The sequence below is a fragment of the Vibrio sp. MMH1-50 genome (assembly GCF_022347645.1).
Lineage (GTDB): Bacteria > Pseudomonadota > Gammaproteobacteria > Enterobacterales > Vibrionaceae > Vibrio > Vibrio harveyi.
In genome coordinates, this window is sequence record NZ_JAKRGG010000007.1 from 1 (window position 1) to 21370 (window position 21370).

Annotated in this window: 14 protein-coding genes and 1 pseudogene; 3 read left to right on the plus strand and 12 right to left on the minus strand. The window is 43.9% G+C overall.

Annotation, left to right across the window (positions count from 1 at the left end):
* Positions 1-409: pseudogene (locus tag MHO32_RS07315) on the plus strand (hypothetical protein); the annotation flags it as partial.
* A gap of 4 nt (positions 410-413) precedes the next feature.
* The gene (locus MHO32_RS07320) at positions 414-2060 is read left to right on the plus strand and encodes a BatD family protein (RefSeq protein WP_239211029.1); all 1647 of its coding nucleotides are present in this window, start codon (positions 414-416) and stop codon (positions 2058-2060) included.
* 67 nt (positions 2061-2127) lie between these two features.
* Here MHO32_RS07320 and MHO32_RS07325 read toward each other — a convergent pair whose 3' ends face one another.
* From MHO32_RS07325 to MHO32_RS07345, 5 genes are all read right to left on the minus strand, one after another.
* A complete protein-coding gene (locus MHO32_RS07325; RefSeq protein ID WP_017818511.1) occupies positions 2128-4194 on the minus strand; it encodes a sensor domain-containing diguanylate cyclase in 2067 nt (688 codons plus the stop codon).
* Positions 4195-4567: 373 nt separating this feature from the next.
* Positions 4568-5317, minus strand: a complete 750-nt coding sequence (pstB, locus tag MHO32_RS07330; protein ID WP_005452851.1) for a phosphate ABC transporter ATP-binding protein PstB — start codon at positions 5315-5317, stop codon at positions 4568-4570.
* Positions 5318-5377: 60 nt separating this feature from the next.
* A complete protein-coding gene (pstA, locus tag MHO32_RS07335; protein ID WP_005452853.1) occupies positions 5378-6241 on the minus strand; it encodes a phosphate ABC transporter permease PstA in 864 nt (287 codons plus the stop codon).
* A gap of 22 nt (positions 6242-6263) precedes the next feature.
* Positions 6264-7196, minus strand: a complete 933-nt coding sequence (gene pstC, locus MHO32_RS07340) for a phosphate ABC transporter permease subunit PstC (RefSeq protein WP_005452855.1) — start codon at positions 7194-7196, stop codon at positions 6264-6266.
* 98 nt (positions 7197-7294) lie between these two features.
* A complete protein-coding gene (locus MHO32_RS07345; RefSeq protein ID WP_038899359.1) occupies positions 7295-8116 on the minus strand; it encodes a phosphate ABC transporter substrate-binding protein in 822 nt (273 codons plus the stop codon).
* Between the two features lie 333 nt (positions 8117-8449).
* Between MHO32_RS07345 and MHO32_RS07350 the strand changes: the two genes are divergently transcribed.
* On the plus strand, positions 8450-10093 hold the full coding sequence (locus MHO32_RS07350; protein ID WP_050908003.1) for a methyl-accepting chemotaxis protein: 1644 nt from the start codon (positions 8450-8452) through the stop codon (positions 10091-10093).
* Between the two features lie 106 nt (positions 10094-10199).
* Here the strand turns inward: MHO32_RS07350 and MHO32_RS07355 are convergent, their stop codons facing one another.
* From MHO32_RS07355 to MHO32_RS07385, 7 genes are all read right to left on the minus strand, one after another.
* Complete coding sequence (locus MHO32_RS07355; RefSeq protein WP_005452860.1) at positions 10200-10775, minus strand: Lcl C-terminal domain-containing protein; 576 nt, start codon at positions 10773-10775, stop codon at positions 10200-10202.
* Between the two features lies 1 nt (position 10776).
* Positions 10777-12228: an Lcl domain-containing protein gene (locus MHO32_RS07360; RefSeq protein WP_239211030.1), complete on the minus strand. Its 1452-nt coding sequence runs from the start codon at positions 12226-12228 to the stop codon at positions 10777-10779.
* A 34-nt stretch (positions 12229-12262) separates the two neighbouring features.
* On the minus strand, positions 12263-14515 hold the full coding sequence (locus tag MHO32_RS07365) for a proprotein convertase P-domain-containing protein (protein WP_199449390.1): 2253 nt from the start codon (positions 14513-14515) through the stop codon (positions 12263-12265).
* Between the two features lie 9 nt (positions 14516-14524).
* Positions 14525-16666 carry a TonB-dependent hemoglobin/transferrin/lactoferrin family receptor gene (locus MHO32_RS07370; protein WP_239211031.1) on the minus strand — a complete coding sequence of 714 codons (2142 nt, stop codon included), beginning with the start codon at positions 16664-16666 and terminating at the stop codon, positions 14525-14527.
* Positions 16667-18679 (minus strand): prolyl oligopeptidase family serine peptidase, encoded by a 2013-nt coding sequence (locus tag MHO32_RS07375; RefSeq protein ID WP_239211032.1) that lies wholly within the window; start codon positions 18677-18679, stop codon positions 16667-16669. It lies immediately after the preceding gene.
* Between the two features lie 375 nt (positions 18680-19054).
* The gene (locus tag MHO32_RS07380) at positions 19055-19246 is read right to left on the minus strand and encodes a hypothetical protein (RefSeq protein WP_050908009.1); all 192 of its coding nucleotides are present in this window, start codon (positions 19244-19246) and stop codon (positions 19055-19057) included.
* 492 nt (positions 19247-19738) lie between these two features.
* Positions 19739-21082, minus strand: a complete 1344-nt coding sequence (locus tag MHO32_RS07385) for a DEAD/DEAH box helicase (protein WP_017818510.1) — start codon at positions 21080-21082, stop codon at positions 19739-19741.
* Positions 21083-21370: the final 288 nt, after the last annotated feature.

The window sequence follows — 21370 nt, forward strand, 5'->3', positions numbered from 1 at the left end:
ACAGCAACAGCAACAGCAACAGCAACAGCAACAGCAACAGCAACAGCAACAGCAACAGCAACAGCAACAGCAACAGCAACAGCAACAGCAACAGCAACAAAAGTCTCAAAATGAGGCTAAGAAAGAGCAAGGACAACAGTCACAAAATCAGCAAGAATCTGAAAATAAAAAAGAAAAGCAGAAAGCCGAGCAGCAACGCGCTAAACAAGGAAAAGAGAAACTGGATGAGCAGAAAGGTCAGCCAATGCAGGCTCAAGCTCAACCAGAGAAAACGCATCAGGATGACCCTGAGTTCCGACGCTTAGAAGCGGTGGAAAGTGCTCGTGACCCAAGCTTCCTGATTCGTGCTCAAATGCAGTTGCAAGCTCAACAAAAACAACCTCCACAACAATCAAATAAGGAGTGGTAAGTCCATGATGAAAAAAGGCGCAAAACTGGTCTTTGTTCTAATGGCCAGCCTACTAACTAGCTTTTCGGTTTTTGCTCAAAGCCTTCAAGCCAGCGTAAATAAGACTCAGGTGGCTAAAAACGAAGTGATCAACCTTAGGATCATGGCAGACACAGAGCTAGGCTCAGATGCGATTAACTTTGATGCTCTGAAAGATGATTTCTTTTTGGGTCAGCCGCGTTATGGTCGCTCGAGTAATAACATCAATGGTCATAAAACCGTTCGCACTGAATGGAGTATTTCAATTGCTCCAATGAAAGAAGGTGTCGTGACCATCCCTAGCTTCTCTGCTGATGGAATGACAACAGAGCCTATCAAACTGCGCGTCACCAAAGATCAAACAGAACCAGACATGGATGAACTGTTTAGTTTCAACATGGACGTGGATAACCATACGCTTTATCCCCAGCAGTCTACAACGGTGCGAATGCAGTTAGTCATAAAGGCAGATCCTCGTCGCCTTGATAACCCTCAAATCCTCCCACCAAGTATTGAAGGGATGAAAATCGAGCCAGCAAGCGATGCCAAACAAGGTCGTCGCGTTATAGATGGACTTGAAGTTACGGTGTTAGAACAGTCATTCCACATTACTGCGGATCAACCAGGCACGTACACACTTAACGGCCCTAAGCTGACTGGTTCATATATCTATGGGGACAGCTTAACTGGCTCAACCAAGATCATGCCAATCAACACAAAAACAGAGCAAATGACAATTACCGTCAAGCCAATTCCAAAAGACTTCAAAGGAAACTGGCTGCCTGCAAGTGCGTTAGAAATGACACAGAGCTGGCAAGATGATCAGGGTAATCCTCTGTCTGTGAATAAGATAAACACTGTGAAGCAAGGTTCTTCTATCACTCGTACGATTCGCATTCGAGCACATGGTACTCAAGCGGAATACTTGCCACGTATTGGTATTATTTACCCAAGTACATTACGTGTTTACCCTGAACAACCACAGTTTGAAACCTCGCGCGATGGCACAGTGACGATGACCGTCAAACAAGTGCTAATCCCTACCGAGGCAGGCAGCCTGACACTCCCGGGGTATTCTGTAAATTGGTGGGATAGCAATCGAGATCAAGAGAGAAAAGCAGAGATCACCCAGCTCAAATTGAATGTCGAAAAAAGTGATAGTGGTTTAATTACCTTGCCAGAAAGTGCGTTACCAACGCAACCTGCAGCTACTTCGGCACCCACTGCGCCAAGTGGTGTAGATTCAATTTGGCAAACACTCACTTTCGTATTCGGCGTATTGTGGCTTGTCACTTCTGCTATCGCGTTTGGACTATGGAAAACACGCGCAACTCAACAAACAGAAAAGGCAGTAAGCGCGCGTCATGGTTCGCCAATTCAAGATTTAGAGCGCACCATCAAACAAGGTGACAGCGTGATGATTGAAAGAGCAGTTAATGACTACCTAAACACCCATCATAGCAGCAGCGAGTCTGACGCAGTAAGAGCGGTGAAAGAGGAGTTAGCCATTATGAACCAATCTCGCTTTAGTGCGACACAACAAGTGTGGAAAGCAGAAACTCTACTCGTCAAACTTAAACAACTGGCGAAAGAGAAGCACACTAAATCTAGCCACCAGCTAGAAAAGTTGTAATCTCCTTCATCTTACTAACGCAAAATGGCAGCTCAATCAGAGCTGCCATTTTTGTATTTTGGTGATCTTAAGCAACGATTTGATCCGGCGTGTCGAACATACGAACACAATTTCGACCGCTATTTTTCGCCTGATAAAGCGCTTTATCTGAAAGTTGATAAAGGTGATCAAAATTAAAATCTTTTCCTTGAGTTTGATAACAGGAATAACCGACAGAAACCGTAAGCAATTCACCTTCTGGGTTGTGACAATGCTTGATTCCTTCATCCTCGATACAACGTCGAATACACTCCGCACGTAGCCTAACCTCTTCTTGGTCAGATCCGATCATAAGAAGGACAAACTCCTCACCACCAATGCGACAAAATACTTCGTCTTCATCTTTGGTATGATGCTCAAGAATATTGCCAATTCGCATTAAGGCAATATCCCCTTCTAAGTGCCCATAATGGTTGTTAAACAAACCAAAATGGTCAATATCGATCAGAATAAGACCGAAAGGCATCACCTCATTATGTTCGATATAACAATACTTTTGCATCACATGCTCTAACATGCGGCGGTTGCCCAAACGTGTTAGCGGATCAAGTTTGGACAAAACCTCCAATTGTCGATTCGCTTCTTCCAGCTCTTTTGTTCGATTCTTGACTTCAAGCTCTAGGTTCTCATTGAGCTCTCTAATCGCTTCCTGCGCTTGCGTTCTTTGCAGCACTTCAGCAAGGCTTGAAGCAAACATTCGAATCACTTCACGTAGCTGAGATGTCAACGGTGCACGGGTAAGGAGGTTATCCACGGCGATAAAAGCGATAGGACCGCTGCTATTCGATGTCAGCACTGTCATGGCAGCCCAACCGAACCCTACAATGTTACAGTCATGGTAAATAGGTACCGATTCTTCAAAGGCGACCTCATTTGGCATCGAGCGGGCTAAATTGATCAAAGAGAAGTCTTGCGTCTCACCAAAAAAGTAAGATTCATCAACCACATTCCCTTGAATGTCGGTTCCCCACGTTCCTTGCATATAAGAGCAATTTTCATCGGTTAAGAACACGGCCATACGGTCAATGCCAAGGTTCTTAATTGCAAACGTCACCGCAGATTTACAGACATCACTCACGGTCGTACAACGTGATAATTCAACCATACTGGAGTGCAGCATACGCACATTTTGCTCTTGGCGTTTTCGGATAAAAATTTGAGAGAAAAGCGAACCAAAAGACTCCAGCATTTGCTTTTGGTAAGCGGTAATCGGTTTACGGTGAATAAAGTTGTCCAACGCAAACCAGCCAAATGGCTCATTCCCATCGCGCAAAATCAACATCGCGTTCCATCCCTGCCCGACAACTTTGCCTGCGGTATATATAGGGGCATCTTCAACGATGACCAGATTGCGCTCTATGCTCGACAAAGCGGCGATGTACTCTTCACTCAATTGGTGAAGATCATACTGAGTGTGGAACTCGTCAATAGTAGTACCCGACTCATCTGTACCGTACGTGCCACTGAAACTGCGCTTTTTCATATCAAGCAACATCAAGGTTGAGCGATCAAAGCCTAGACGCTCACGCAGTGCCTCTACTGCTTTTAGATAGAGATCTTTCAAAGAGTCTGGGTTGGAAATTTCTAAAGCGACTTGTTGTACGAGCTTCATATTTTCGATGAACCGTTCACGTTGGCTGAGTTCATCAACATATTGGGCTTCTCGTACATCGCGATGCTTCATCTCAAGCGACGCGTGTTTTTCAGCTCGAATGCACTGCCAACGAGCAGCAGCGAGCTGCATAGCGTCGTAGCTTTCTTCGTAAATATTGTGAGCCGATCGGGCTTGAACGTTTTGTACTAGTAGATAGGTGCGCTTAATCGGTGTGTTATCGAGCATCATGATGTAGCTGTCGCCACCCAGGTCTTGAATATGTTCCCAATTGCAGGTGTTGATCGCAAGGGGAATAATACTTTCTGAGGTATCAAACTGGCTTGCCCAATCCCAAAAAGCTTCTGGATACTGACGAATTGGAAATAAGTCACCACGGGAAAAAAGAATGGTCCCGGTTGGATTAGTCAGCGGATCGTCGAAAATCGCTATCGCGCTGGGGGAAAAGTGCTGTTCTAGATGCTCGAAGATGGCTTCCGCCAAGAGCCTATGATCTCTCGTCGAAGAGACTGTTCTTGTAAAACTTTTTAAACTCACCTGACCAACCTAATCTACTTTTTTATTTTCGATAAAAAACTACTTAGGTGTAGATATGCAATCAATGGAATCCAAGTTGAGCTGTTAAGTCTTTCGCAAAAAATATTAACTTAATTTCACATTCGAGAACCTTTCAACATTTTTAGACAGGTGTTTCATCAGAATTACATACTGCAAAAAAAATGAGCAAAAATGAATCAACATGAGCATTGCTAATAATGATAGGCAGTCACACCCAAAATAAAAAAAGCCCCTCACTAGGAGGGGCAAGAGTACCATCGCTTATAGTTATTAACGTATATGCTTGTAAATACTGTAATTAACCAAAGTCACCGTTTACATAACCTTGGGTGCGGTCGTCTTTTGGATCGCTAAAGATAACTTGTGTATCGTCATGCTCAACCAATTCGCCCATCAGGAAGAACGCAGTACGATCTGAGATACGACGCGCCTGCTGCATTGAGTGCGTTACGATCACGATGGTGTAGTTCTTCTTCAACTCTTCCATCAATTCTTCGATTTTGTGGGTCGCTATCGGGTCAAGTGCTGATGTTGGCTCATCCATTAGAATCACATCAGGCTCCATCGCGATTGTACGTGCAATACATAGACGCTGCTGCTGACCGCCAGATAGACCAAACGCGTGAGACTTAAGACGGTCTTTTACTTCATCCCAAAGTGCTGCACCACGCAGGGATCGTTCCACGACTTCATCGATGTGCTTTTTGTCTTTGATGCCTTGAGCTCGCAGACCGTACGCCACGTTTTCATAAATACTCATTGGGAATGGGTTTGGCTTCTGGAATACCATACCAACCTTAATACGAAGGTCAGCAACATCGATATTGCCGTAAATATCTTCACCGTCCATTGCCAACTTACCCGTGATCTTAACGCCTTCAATCAGGTCATTCATGCGGTTCAAGCAACGTAGCAATGTTGATTTACCACAACCTGAAGGACCGATAAGCGCCGTCACTTGGCGTACTGGGATTGGTAAGTTGATTGATTTCAGTGCTTGGTTGTCACCGTAAAACAGATCTAGGTTTTCAATATCAAACTTGTTCATTTTCTTAATCTCTTAAATCTTGAATTCGTGTCTTTTAACGTGCGTTCTTAATTCGTTTTGTTAGTAAGTTGCGGTGTTAAAACGTCGTGCGATAAGTTTTGTAAACATGTTGATCAGTAGAACAACAACAATCAGAACTGTCGCGGTACCGTAAGCCTGATTCCATTCTTCAATGGTAAACAGTTCGGTAGTCAGTTTGTATAGGTGAACGGTTAACGTACGACCTGAATCCAATAGAGAATCCGGAATACGTGCAACCATGCCTGCTGTCAGGAATACTGGAGCAGACTCACCAATGACACGACCAATACTTAGAATGACCGAGGTTAAGATACCTGGCATTGCGCTTGGAAGAATTAAACGCCAGATAGTGTAAATCTTAGAAGCACCCAGACCGTAAGAACCTTCACGGTATGTTTGCGGTACTGCCATCAACGCTTCTTCCGTAGTACGGATGATCACTGGCAGGATAAGGATACTTAGCGTTAGGGCACCTGATAGAATCGAGAAGCCAAGACCAAGAATTGCCACAAAGAAAGTCATACCGAATAGACCGAAGATGATCGACGGGATACCCGCCAATGACTCAGTACAAAATCGGATAATCTTCACTAAACGACTGCCTACTTTCGCGTATTCGGTCAAGTAGATTGCTGTCATGATACCGAGTGGAGCAGCCACTGCGATAGATGCGATAACCATGTAAATTGTTGCCACAATCATTGGGAAGATGCCCTGCTCTTCACCTGTACGCGTATAGTTATCAGTAATGAAGTTCCAATCTACGTGTTGTAGACCGTTTGATAGGATGTACCAGATAATCCAGAACAAAAAACCTACCGTCAGTGCTGCCGAGATCCAGACAAATGCGTTAAAGACATTATCTTTGAACTGGCGTGCTTTTTTAAGTTTTGCGCGATCCATAATAGTCACCTTTAACGAGCGATTACTTCGCTTTTTCTCGGTTTAGGTAAAGTAGTACAGCGTTCAACGACATGATGAAAACCAGAAGTACCACACCTGTAGCGTAAAGTGCGTTTGCGTGAACACCACTTGCGTAAGACATTTCAATAGCGATGTTTGCCGTTAGCGTACGAGCCGAATCCAAGATGCCTTCTGGCATAGCTGGCGCGTTACCCATAACCATAATGATCGCCATGGTCTCACCCAACGCACGACCGATACCCAGAATCACACCTGTCATGATGCCTGAGCGAGCCGCTGGAACGAGCAATTTAAAGATGGTGTAGATTTTAGATGCGCCTAGCGCCAAAGAACCTTCTTTGTAAGTACGAGGAACCGCGCGGATAGACGTTTCAGAAACCGTAATTACCGTTGGTAGAATCATCACACCAAGAACGATGATACCTGCAAGGATAGTATTACCCGCTGGCACATCAAAAACGTTTTGAATCAGTGGAACGATAATAACTAGACCAAAGAAACCGTAAACGACGGAAGGGATACCTGCGAGCAGTTCTACTGCCGGGCGAATAATGTCCGCCAAGCGCTTTGGTGCGATTTCCGCGATAAAGATAGCAGTCAAAACACCAATTGGAACACCCACTAAAACCGCGCCAGCTGTCGATACGATAGAAGCGACGATCATAGTGGCAACACCGTATAGTGCAGGTGGTAACCAGTTTTGACCTAGGACAATGCCCGAGACGCCCGCTTCTTGGAATGCTGGGATACTCTCTCGAACGATGAAGTATGCGATAACTGCTAATGATACGATGCCGATAACAGCACTCGTTAGGAACAAGCCGTGGAAGATGCGTTCTCTCCAATCGACGCGGCGTTTTTCGCGTAAACCTGGCTTGCTGATCGCTTTAGCGTCAGTAGTCATAAGCTTTTCACTATTTGTTGCGATGGTCATAAAAATCTCACGGTTCTTGGCAATGCCGTTGAACACAATGGATAGAAAAGGCTCAGCCCGAAATGTTGGGCTGAGCAAACTTTAGAGTCCCGATAGGATTAGTTAACTGAGATGTAACCTTTTTGGTCAACTAGCGCTTGCGCTTCGTCAGTTAGCATCCAGTCTAGGAATTTTTGAGTTTCAGCAGATGGCTTGCCTTCTTTGTAAAGGACAAGGAAAGGACGAGCAACTTTGTAAGAACCGTTCTTCACATTGTCTACCGATGCTTCGATACCATCGATTGGAAGCGCGTTTACAGAGCCATCAACAGTACCAAGAGAAATGTAGCCGATTGCGTATGGGTTAGAAGCAACCATAGTCTTCAGTGCACCGTTACCGTTAGCAACTTGAGCGCGTTGAGAGATTGCAGATACTTTCTTACCAGAAATTTTCATTTTTAGAGACATGATGTCTTCGAATGCGCCACGAGTACCAGAAGCCGTATCACGAGTGATTGCTACGATTGGCTTATCTGCACCGCCAACATCTTTCCAGTTTGTCACTTCGCCTTTGTAGATAGCAGTAACTTGCTCAGCCGTTAGACCTGATAGTTTGTTTTGTGGGTTTACAACAACTGCGATACCGTCTAGAGCAACTGTCTCTTCTTTTAGAGCAGGCTCTTTCTCAGAGTCTTTTAGGTTACGAGAAGACATACCTAAGTCTGCAGAACCGTTTTTCGCTGCTTTAACACCAGCAGATGAACCAGGACCTTGAACTTCGATAAATACGTTCGGGTTTGTCTTCATGTATGTTTCAGAGAAAACTTCCATCAGTGGAGTTACGCTGCTAGAACCCACTGCAGAGATAGTTTCTTTAGCAGAAACAGGAGTCACTGCCATTGCGCCTAGAAGTGCGATTGCACCGATTACTGTCTTTTTCATCACAATTTCCTTTAAGTGGCCTTATTGCCGTTGTGTTTCACTTGAACGGTGCTCACTTTAGAATCCAAATATGACAGTTGTGTTTCACTTAGTTGAAGCCTCTATGACACGTTGTCATTTCTGCTTAATAAATCAGCAATCAAACTTTATTTACTTTCGAGCTCAAAATACTTTGACTGCTTTTTGTAATAGCAAAATGCCAACTACATCGCTTTTAATATATTTCATAACAAATAAACATTGTTAAATGATTGATATATCGAGACTAATGATTAGAATCGTTACGCTTTACTTACAAAAATGATAATAGTTACAATCTTTAGAGGGTCAATCATGCGTCAATTACTTAGTGCGCTGTCTATTAAGCTACAGGTTTTCGTGCCCGTACTTTTCACTGTCATACTTCTCATCGTAGGTTTGAGCGTAGGCATAGGAAAATTAGAGCAAGCGTTCGATAAAGTTACGGTTTCAACAAATAACCTTATCGTGCACAAAGAAGAACTGAGCTCAATCGTAGACAACACTTATGCCATGCGCATTAAGGCTATCTACAGTCTTTTCAGGGCTGAAGATGTCAAAACACTTAACCAAGAATTACAACGACGTCAGGCGACAAACCAAGAATTTTTAAACTCAATCGATCAAATTGAAGGTATTCATGCAGAGGTAAATGCCATGCGTGAGGCGATGAACCACTATGTGGATTTCACTCGAGTCACCATGACACCTCTGTTAAATACCAAGCATTCATCGGACTACACAACATCGGATTTTGACCAAGAATACGAAACCGCAATGGGCAAATACCGCCTCGCTGGTGAGGCAATGATCAATGCCATTGACAGCTTGTCTAAAAAGCTCAATCAAATCGTAACGGATGAAGTAGAAGAAAACGGAGTATTGCACTCTAATACGCTAACCTACAGCACCATCTCGCTGGTCATCATCCTTTCTATTGCTTCATTAATCAGTTGGCTGCTGGCAAGCTATATTGTTGCGCCTATTCGTAATCTGCAACAAACCATGAAAGAAGTAGCAAAAGGCAACTTGCTTGTAGAAGCAGAAGAAGTAGGTAAAAACGAAGTATCCGAATTGGCGAGTGACGTTAACCAAACGATCCATCAGCTTCGTGGCACCGTCGATTCTCTAGTACGAATCAGTGAAGATGTCGCTTCGGCGTCTACTGAGCTTGCGACAGTCATGACACAAAGCAGCGCAAACTCTGATCAAGAAAAACAAGAAGTAGAACAAGTCGCTTCTGCAATTAATCAACTTGAATCTACCGCTGCGGAAGTGTCAACTAACGCACAGCAAGCGGATAGCGCGTCTAATGAAGCGACGAAATTAACTTCACAAAGTTTGAGCATGTTTGAGGAAAGCACGCGTGCAAGTACTAAGATGGCAGATCAACTCAACGAAGCTGCCCACGTAGTGACATCACTAAAAGACCAGTCGGAACAGATTGGTAAAGTGATTGAGGTAATTGAAAGTATCTCTGAACAAACCAACCTGTTGGCACTCAATGCCGCTATTGAAGCAGCACGCGCAGGTGAAAGTGGTCGTGGATTTGCCGTAGTTGCAGATGAAGTACGTATGCTTGCAGCAAGAACTCAAGAATCGACCAAAGAGATCCAAACCATCATTGAAGAGCTACAACAACAGTCTGGTCAGGCAAACGAAAGCATGCATTCAAGCTTAGCCATGCTAGAAGACAACCAGGCGCTTGCTGCAGAAGTAAGCCGTTCTCTGAGCGACATCAACAGCGCGATTTCTGACTTGAACGCGATCAATACTCAAGTCGCAACCGCTTCAGAAGAACAGAAACAAGTCACCTCTGACATCAACAACAACTTAAGCACTATTTATGAGTTGGTCAGCCAGAACGTAACGGGTATCACCCAATCAGCCGCTGCAGCGCAAGAGTTGTCTGGTTTGGCAGAAAATCAGAAACACCAGCTTAAGCAGTTCCAAATCTAAGCGTTCGACTCAACGCATAATTTACACACGAGAAAACAAAAAGCTCCGCAATCGCGGAGCTTTTTATAAACAACAAAACTATAAGTCTTTGTTGATATAATGATTATTACTCATCCGTCACTAACAATACAGTAGCTTTGAAGGCTGAATTTAACGGCTTTCGATTAAAAATCTCACCATTAGTCGTGTCAAAAGTTGCAACATGCTCACCGTCGCCATTAGGTGTGTTACTCCACACATAAATCCCTAGAACATCATCTCCACCTTTCAAACTATAGCCGCTAACAAACCCTGTACCATTCATAGCTGGACTGTGGCAAGCTCGCTCAGTTAGAGATACCAGCTCTTTGATATTTGCTAGTCGCCAGTTTTTTTTGCCAGCAAAATTGTGAAGAGGATGGTTGCCGTCCTTATTACGAATTTGTTTTGCTGTGGAGAGAGCTAATTGCCATGACATTGTAGATCGCGTCCCCTGACATTCTTGATTTCCTACATTCCATGTCATACCGACTGGACAGCGCATCCATGTTAGACCTGTTTTCAGATCAGTTACGGTACCGTTCTCAGAATATGTATAACGCGTGTTAGGTGCCGTTTTAGAAAAGTCAGTAGAACACTCTTGTGCAGCCATTCCAGTTTGAGAAACCAAAGCAAGAGATAGTACAGTTATTAATTTCTTCATCTTATTGCCCCTTAACTGCGACTAGACGGATTGGGAATTGGTAAGAATCATCAGCACCTACACTTGTGTTGCTTGAGCGAATCTCGACGTATGAAATAGTTCCTCTTTCTACGCCCCGAGAGACAATCGCAGGGAAATAAACCTCACCATCAATGAGCTGTGATGATGCATTCGTAAACTTAAAGTCGCTATGCCAAAACGCACCATATTCTAAATAAGGACTACCTATGGTTTGCTGTGGGAAGTATTTAACATTAAAACCATAGACGTTGTATGGCGCATATTCGTCGTTCGGAGCAAACAGTGTTTGTTCACCAAAGTCTAGTAAGTCATAAGTCTCACGGTAAGTCGGCAAACGCCAACTAGCAATTCCACATAACGACTGCTTGTTCGTGTACTCAACGTATTGGCTTGTTGTACAAACTTCATCACCCGCGTCTTTACAACTTGCAAGATCGACATCTTTGCTAAATGGTTTAAATGTTTCAGACTCAAACGCAAATAGGCGGTCTTTAAATTGAATTGAGTTAGAATCCCCACTCTTGTTTTCCCAAACTAGACCAGTACGCTCATCCAAGGTACAAGACCACTCTGACGCATCATCAGCCAAAGCTGTACCTTTCGCATCAAGCTTGACAAATTTAAGTCCTGATCCTGTTGTTGTTTGCTTGTCGGTTTTATCGAAGCCATAAGAAGCATCCTGACCTGGGTAATCTAGCGGTTCTTTCGCAACACCAGAAGTTCCTTCAGCGAAAAACAACACGACACCGGTGTCGTTACGACCTATAGTCTGATCAGCAAGTTCACTAATTTCTTTAGCCAACGATGCGATTTGAGCATCAGATAGCGACTCTGAGACAAGCGCTTTACTTTGGTAGCTAAGATTCTGAGAAAGGAGAGCAACACCTTGCTTCATTTGCTCCGGCTTCATACTTTTTAGTACGGCAGCCGTATTTTGTTCGAGTGTGCTTAGCTCGCTTGCCGTTGCACTTGACATCACGGAACCAGACAAAGAAACGCCCGCACCAGCCAATTGCGTTTTTACAATTTCTTCCGACTGAGCAAGCGTTTTACCATCTACAACTAAGCCCGAAATTAGGCTTGTGACACCATTAAGCGTGTTGCCTGTCGCTAGGTTTTGACCTGGGGCACTTACTCGAAGTGTTTGATTTGAGCCCTGAGCAACTTCAGCAAGAATCGTGCTAGTCAAAATGTTTTTGTCGCTTGATGTCAGGGTGAACTTACCAGCATTATCACTTTTTGTACTAGGTTCAGATGAATCACAAACGTAGTTTTGGTTTAAGTCGATACACACAGGGGTATCCAGCAATGTGCCTTGGGCTGCAATCGTACCCGCTAGGTTGTATGTCGGAGCGGCTGTGTCACCACCAGAACCGCCGCCACAGCCAGCAAGGGCGAGCGATATAGCAATGAAAGAATATTGAAACTTCATAAATATTATCTTCTTTTGATTAATAATTTGTGGTTTAACGAGAGCGAATCACTCTCACCATTGAAAGCAGTAACAGACCAAACAATGCGAAAGGTGAACCACTACCACCCGAGCCACCATTACTGTTTTCATTAGTGGTATCAGCACGACACTGATACTGAGCAAAGTGACTCACACCCCACTCTTTCAACACCCCAGAGTTTCCAGACACGCGATCCGAAACCTCGAGACGCCAAGTACCCCAACTCGGTTCGCCAACGAGTTCTTTTAACTCATCATCGTACTGAGCTGTAAAGTAACCTTTAAATCCATTTGAATTACTTGTTTGATGACTAAGCAGCACGGCAGTCTTGCCCTGAGGCGATACCAACGTCACTTGTAGATCTTGAAGAGACTCATGTTCAATATTTAGGTAAACAGCAAACGAATCATCAATCTTTAGAGACCTATCAGATAAAGTTTGCGAAAAGAGCCTGTCACCTTGTTCTGGTAACGCTGAATTCAGAGCTTGAGGTTTGATGTCTAATTTAGGTACGCCGTTAACCAGCTTGATACTTTCTGTCCATTGGTGAGTTTTTAGATCTTCACCAAATCGATAATCGAGCGCGATAGAAGAGTCAAATTGAGTCCCACAAGTAACCCCCTGCGGTAAAGCAACCTGCATAGATGTAGAATCCGAAAGCGCCTGATCAATATCGAACACCGACTTACCATCGAGTTGCCATTGACCTTTAATCGTCGCAATTCGACCGTTCTGAGCAATGCTAACTCCGACATCTTTACCAACTTGGATGTAACGCGCGTCATAACGCGCACGAAATGGTGCTTTCAACAAATTGTGTTTGTTAAAGCTATCTGTCAAAAATTGCGCATACTCTTTATCTGGAAACAGTGTTTTTGCCGCAAAAACTGTAGATTCTGCAAGGTCATGCATTTTCACGCCACGTCCTATACCATACATGCCCTCCAACACGATGCTATCGAACTCACGAAAGACCTTATCTGTACCGTCTCCATAACGCATAACCGAGGTTTTTAACGCTTGGAAAAGTGGCGTAGACCAAAGCTCATCACCATTCTCTCCTCCTACGCTTATATGAGCTGGGTACTCTGCACCTTCAAAATATCGAGCACGCTGGTTCCATAAGCTTCTTGTCCCTCGACGAACGCCGAACATCCCGTCCCAATTAAAGACAGTATCAATCTCAAATTCTTGCCCACGGCGGGTGGCATCTTGATATTGTGTTCGATAGCTAGCACTTCCTGCCCAATAATCGGCAAAGCCTTCGGCTATCGCACCGGTATGACCGTATGCCCAGTCAGGAACGATTTGATAGTGAACACCATGCCCGAATTCATGTAGCACAACGTCAGCATCAACAGCATCAGGAGACACACCACCGACGCCAAGCATCAGAGCGCGTGGACCGTAGTAATAAGTAGAGTTATCTTTTGCTAGACCTCGACCATCAAAACGCAAAGGAGCATTAAAGAGCTCATAATTAATACTCCTTAGGTACTGAATCGAGTTATCAAGGTGGTAAAACGCCATTAACTGTGGAAACGCATTATCTCCAAACTTCGTTTGCTGCATTTGTTCAATGCTGTCAAAAGACTGGAGACCTTCGGCAGGTAAAAAATTCGTTGTATCGCGCTCAGGCTCTGCACCAGGGGCTGTCACTGCTAACAACGCCGTGGCGTCAACTTGTTTTACCCGACTGTTCGATAGGTAAAACTTACCACCAGACTGGAGAACTTGGACCGATTTGGTGACATACTCGATTGGTCTTGGGTAATCCGATAGGGAAGACCACGCAGACTCTGGCGCAGGCTGTTGCTGCATAGTACGCAAATCAGGATTGAACAGTGATACATCCACATCCACCATATGACCGGTGCTAAGTGCTGGCGGTTCTTGCGCTTCTAGCTGTCGAGGTGTTTCCATCTCAGCTGCAACCGTCGGTTTGCCATTGCGGATGATGGTGTCCTCGAGGCTCTTAAATACTCGAACCACATGGTGCTCTTTGTCCGTTGTTACCACTACTGTTCTTTGAGCTTGGTATTCTCCTTTAACCCAAACATCAAAGTTGTAATGCTCACCGAGCCGAGATTGCGTTTTGTAACGGAACTTAAATTCACCTGCATTCGCGTAATTACTATCTAAATAAGTCTTCGCTTCAGCTTCATTATTCACTACAGAGTTCGTTATGGGGTAGTCCCACTCTGCGGCCTGTACCGAAAAGGTACAGGCAACAACAAGTGAAAGCGCTAATGGTTTTAGCTTCATGATTTCGTCCTAGAATTCGTATTTCACGTTAAGTGTGACGTAGCGTCCTGGTTCAGTTGAGTAACGTTTGCTTTCCTCAGCGATACCAGCAACGTCTTGGTAGCGGATGTATTCTTTGTCGAGAAGGTTGACGATGTTTGCGCTCAAGCGCAGGTCTTTTGTCACTCGGTAGGTAGCACCGATATCAAAAGTATTCCATGCGCTCGTCTGAGCACACTCTGTAGCTAGACCGAGTGAGGTCTGACATTTCGGCACTCGATCCATGGCCGCGGCCCAATTCCAAGCGACATAAGCCCCTAACTTTTGACTCATGTAATCAAGCTGAACATTACCTTCAAAGGGAGTGATACTTCGAACGTAGTCACCATCAGCATCTTTACCATCGACATATCCAAACTTGGTGTTGATATTCCAGTTTCTGGTAAATGCATAACCCGCAGAAACCTCAGCACCGTAAGTCTCTACCCCATCAAGGTTTTGGTACTGCTTGATGAAATTACCCGAGTTGGAGTCAAACCCTGTTGTTACAACATCGATGAAGTTGTCATACTTGTTGTAGAAAGCAGCCACAAACAAATGCACGTGACCGTTATCGAACTTATTACCAATTTCAAAAGAATCAGAGGTTTCAGCTTTGAGGTCTAGATTAGGTGCAATAACAAAAGGAGTTAGTGGTACAAAATCATGATTTACGAAGCCATACGCTTTATCGTATTCAGGAGCGCGATAACCGTGGTTGTACGAGACATAAACGATGTCGTTAGCAAACACTTCACGAGAAACCGACAAGCTTGGCGAAACTTCCGAACTATCAATGTCTTTAAGAGCAAAACCACCAATCTCACCTTTTCCATCTGGTGTTAGTCGGTGCGCATCGAATCGCAATCCGCCCGTAATGGTCCACTTATCTAACTCCACCATATCTCGGACATATAGACCAAAATTATAAGATCGAGCTGGGGCGAAAGGTTGCTTTATAGAAGGTGTAACACCATTCCAATCAATCTTAGAATCACTGTCTTTGCGCTCGTAATAATCTGTCGATAGCTCGACACCATAAGCAAGCTGGTGCTCAGTGTTTATCGCGTTAATTGTGTGTGTGAAATCTCCTCGGAATCCCATCGTTTCATCAATAAACTTCTTGTGCTCAAGCTCACGACGTCTAACAGTCAAACCATTGTGGTCTGTCTGTCGCATCAAACGATTTGTATCTTCAACCACTTCGGTATGGCGCCAGTAAACTTTGGCATCGAGTTCTTCAAACCAAGTAGGTTCAAGAGGCGTCATTTCCACACCAACGTAAGTACTGTATTCTTCGGAAGCTTCATCCTCATCAAATGTTTCGATATCCCAGCGCCCGTCAGGTTGAATTGATGGGGAACCTTCTAAACGCTTTTGGTTCTGGGTGTAAAGTTCTGTTCGTGCTTTCAACATCAATTCATCGCTGTAGAAATGATTGATCGTGTATGCACCGCTATAACCATCAAGATCTCGGTTATACAGGTCTTCATCAAAGTTTCGAGTTTCTTGTCCTTGCCAGTAAGCTACATTGAAGAGACTTTCCGTATTGCCAGAACGAAATGCTAAGTTACTTGTCGCTTTGTACTTCTTGCTGATATCGGTAAACGTTCCAGATGCATCCACATAAAAGTCTTTATTCTTTAGGAACTCACCCGGTTGTTTCGATTTCAGGATAACAGCACCACCAATGGCTCCAGAGCCATGAATAGATGAGCTCGCTCCTTTGATGATCTCCAACGAACCAAAATTTGATAAATCAAAAGTATCTCGTCCTACCGCATCGTTAATATCATTTGCGCCAAATCCGTCCGCAGAGCGAATACCGTCACGCATGATCATAATTCGGTTACCCGTCATACCTCGGATAGTAATGTTTTGAGGACGACCAGCTCCTCCAGTCACACTTACTCCAGGTTCGTTACGTAGTGCATCATAAAGTTCGGTTTCTCCCCGCGACTCAATTTCGTCGCCAGTAACAACCACAACACTGCCCGCGACTTTCGATAATGGTTGTTCAATTTTATTAGCAGTTACAACTACCTCTTCCATAGAGAAAACGTTAGATTCGGCGTGCACTTGACTGGCAGCAAGTACCGATAGTACTGCCGCTGACACTGGGGTAAGCTTCATTTACTGCTCCGCTTCAGATTTTTTGATTAGTGATAATAAAAATGCATATTCCTTTGCTTGTTGCTCCCTAGCCTGCCTTGGGTCCATGCGGTGGCCTGAGTTAAAGTCCGTTTGCAACAAATAAGGTCCTGTCGATTCACTAGTCGACGAAATTTTGGCGAGATATTTAGCACCTTCCCAGTAAGGCACACGTTGGTCGTTCAGTCCGACTTGAACCAACATGGGTGGGTAAGCGTCTTTATAGATATTGAGGATAGGGTCGTAAGCTTGCATGATAGTGCGTTGCTCAGGGATGGTCGGATTCCCCCACTCACCATATTGTTGAGCCGTTAATGGCAATGATTGGTCAGACATGCTTGCTACAACATCAACGAATGGTACTTTTAGCACAGCACCAGCAAACAAATCAGGTTTTTGGTTGATTGCGCCAGCAACCAAAGTGCCGCCAGCGCTTGAACCGAGTGCATAAACATCACGTTTACCACTTTTGAAGTGTTTTAGTGCTTGAGCGACAGCAGTAAAGTCATTGATAGAATTAGCTTTAAGAAGACCACGCCCCTGTTCATGCCACTCGCTGCCAAAGTAGCCACCACCACGGACATGCGCAATCGCATAAATAACGCCTTGGTCAAGCAAGCTTACCGTTTGAGGCATAAAGTATGGTTTCATCGTAAAGCCGTAAGCTCCATAACCATAAAGGACGACAGGAGCGTTATCAGAAAACGTATCTTTTCGGTAAGCAAGCGACACGGGTACTTCTATACCGTGGCTTTCAACCATAATACGCTTGGATACGTAGTTTTCGCTTGAGAAGTTGTTGTAAGTATCCTGAGATAAGTCAGATTTCACCAGCGTTTCGACATCGAACTCTTCCCAGAGTGGAGGCGTTATCATTGACATACTGCGAATGCGTAGCTTGTTTGACTGGTAATCTCCGAGTGTACTCAGCCAAGCCACTCGCCCTTCAGTTTCTAAAGGAAGTGATTTTTTAGCCTGACCATCGTATGAGTACACAGTCATCGTCGTAGCATTTTCCCTCTTAGCTAATGCCACAAGTCCCGCATCATAAAGATAAAACTGCTCAATACCGCCTTCTGCACTCACAAAAGGGTGCCACTTAGATGCAGGCGATTGCAGTTTAGTATCAGAGACTTTCATCTCAAACAGCTCAAAGCTACCGTTAAGATTACTGTTGATGAATATGGTGCCCTTAGCGACATCCGCATAATACTCAACACCAAGTTCAGGCTTACGTAACGAAGCCGTTAATTTTCCTGAATCCAAATCCAGCAATTTTTGCTCTGTCGTAGAATCATTATTGCTTTGTACTAGCGCATAACGAGCATCAGCAGACGGATAAAATGACATTAACCAGTCATTTTTATTCTCTTGCCAAATAACTTTGCTTTCACGCGTCTGAGTATCGATTTGAATAATTCGATATGGGCGTTGTGTTTTCGCTTCTTTCGCTACGGCATAAGCAAACTTTCCATTGCCTGACAACAACACATTGTCATCAACATTCTCGGTCAGTTCTGTCGTCTGGTTGTTGGAGACATTCACGAGTACAGCACGATATTGTTCGCCGCCATCAACATCCTCAGTGAACAGTAGCAAAGAACCTTGCATGCGCCACTGACCGATTTGGTAGTATTGGTGTTGATTCTGTCGAGATGAAAAATCGTAAACAACTTTTTCTTTCGCAGTTTTGCTTGGACGAGACAGTAGAATGTAATTGCCTTCACGACGAGTCAGGTTCCATTCTTGCCCATTACTGATTCTCCATGGCTTGTCACCTTTCTCTGCCGTCATCAAATCCCATTTATCTAATAGATTTTGAGTAATATCACTGTAACCTTTTTGATAACCCTCTGTTGCTTGGTTTTGCTTCTTGAGGTAAGCAATGACTCGTTGATCTTGACGTGAGTCATCTCTCAGCCAATTAAAATCATCAGCAGCAAAGCTAGGTAAAGAGGTAACGAAAAGCCCCAAAAAAACATGACTAAATTTCATATAAAAGGCACAGATATTTATAGAATTAATGATATCGGCGTATTCTGCCCTTAAATGAAAATGAGATCAATTATCATTACGGAATTTGTTTGGTATTTTTATCTAATTACAAAACGCAAACGTTTAAATGTTAGGCAAATGCACTAAGTGGAATAGTATTTACTGGAGAAGTAATCTGTAAGAAAGAGACAAACTTTACGGTAGCGTCTCCTAAATACAGAGGCAATACCGCAAAGCTTTCAAATATCAGGTCACAGGAAAGCAAGACTCAATTAGAAAAGATGTGTCGTTACAACCCAAATTAGAGCGAGGAAGCCAACAAAATAAAGTGAGGAAACAACAATGGATTTTATCAACTCTCCCATCTGTGATTTCTCAGTAATCATGGGTTCCTCCACGATACATAACCAAAGCACAGCTTATTACTGCCATACAGAGAAACGAAAACATCTCAACGAACACAGTTGTTTGTTCCCACCCTAGTTCTCGACATTGTTGCTCGGTAAGGGTCATGTCTATTTCTTCTAACCATTGCTCTTTTTGCTGCTGAAGATCTTGTTGCTGCATGTCGTATTCTCCTCTTTACACCCCGCTCATGCTAAGCAAAAAATCCGTTCAGAAAAATCAAAGCGTCTTTAACCCACGTTTAGAATAAATAAACGTAAAGCTTATACCCAAATAACCTCAAGATGCTTGGTTCAGCGAGGATGACTTGGTTTGTAGACGCGGCGGCGATTTAAAGGCTTGGTGGGTCTAAATCAAAAATCGACAACAAAGTATACAAGCCAAGGCCCTTACTATTTACAAAGAGTGCCCTTCGGGAGCGTGTCATTGACTCGCTTTTTTAGTCAAACAAATGGCTACGTCAAACAACTTGGAAAGAGCTGGCTATTACGCTGCGTCGTTTTCCTTGAAGTCAAATCAATAACAACGCTCTGAACTCTGCATCTTGAAGTCACTTGGGTATATCTGTATCGTTTGTTTGAAAGCATAAGGCATAAAAAAACCGAGCTCTTAAGCTCGGTTTTCGTCTATCAGTTTTGTCACTTTCGCTAAAGATTAATCTTCAGAACTTGGTGCTGCTGGCTTCTTTTTAGGGATAAACACGTTATCACCCACTGCCACGTTTTGATAGAAACCTTTGTCGCGCTGAGCTGGTTTCTTCGGCGTTTTCTTAGCTTGAGGACGTGCTTTCTTAGGAGCCACTTTCTTATTGCGGAAATCTGGCTTACGTGGCTTCAGGCCTTTGAATTTACCTTTTAGATCTTCAAACACAGAGAAGCTCAAATCTTGCTGTAAGTAAGTTTCTACGCGCTTGAAGCTATCCCAATCTTTCGGGCCGACCAACGAAACTGCATCACCTTTGTTACCCGCACGACCAGTACGACCAACACGGTGAACGTATTCTTCTGTATGCTTAGGCATATCGAAGTTAATTACGTGTGTCACAGTCGCGATATCAAGACCACGAGAAGCAACGTCCGTTGTCACCAGAATCTTAAATACCGCACGCTCAAACTGGCTCATGATGGTATTACGTTGAGTCTGGTTCAAGTTACCGCTTAGTGCGATAGCTTTCAGTTTCTTCTCGTTCAACTTCGCTGTTAGACGCTCAGTATCATCGCGAGTCGCAGTAAAGATGATCACCTGACGGTATTCAGCTTCTTCTAGAACTCGTTCAAGAATCGCTTCTTTGTGATCTAAGTGATCACATAGGTAGAATTTCTGAGTAATGTCTTTGTGTTCTTCGTTCGAAACACCAATTGCAATACGTTTTGGCGCATTCAGCATTTCTGCCGCGATGTCATTCACTTCTGCGTGATCAAGTGTTGCAGAGAACATCAAAGTTTGACGACGACGGTGTTTTGCCGCTTTATGAATGCGACGCAACTCTGGAGCAAAGCCCAGATCCAACATACGGTCAGCTTCATCTAGAACCAATGTTTCCAGACCATCAAGGAACAAAGAACGGTGCTCCAGATGATCAGCCAAACGACCTGGAGTGGCAACGATAAACTTAGGGTAGCGACGCAGTGCTTTAACCTGATCGTTAAAATTTTCACCACCAAGAATCAATGCAGCGTCGTAGGACAAACCACCAAGCATTGAGCGAAGCTCACCATATACTTGTTTTGCTAGCTCACGCGTTGGCGCAAGAATCACAGCTCGTGGGTCTTTTGCAGAAAACGACTTATTCTTTAGTGACTTATGTAGCATTGGCAATACAAACGCCAAAGTCTTACCCGAACCCGTTTTCGAAGATGCCAATAGATCCTTGCCTGCAATCGCAACAGGAATCGCCTGCTGCTGAATGTCAGTCGCTTTTTTGAAATCGTAGTGTTTTAGGTTCTTCAACAATCGGTTGTCTAGGCCTAGATCTTTAAATTGCAAAGTATTCTCCAATAAATAGTCAGCGTCTTGAGCGCTTTTTCAGTGTCGTTTCCGCTCTAACGCAGCAAAAAATAAAAGCTCGATATAATACCGCAAATCATAGGAGTATAGATAGAGATCACACAAACTAATTCCAATAGAAAAAATAAAGTTTCCGCTTAGAAACTTTCATTTGTGTCAATATCGTCTAAATTATTGATATCAGGTAGTAGCAAAAGAGCTGCTGTACTACCTGATACTGGCGTTAGCAAGTGAGTAATCACTTACATTTGTAAGAAGAAAGTTAGCGTCCGTATCAGG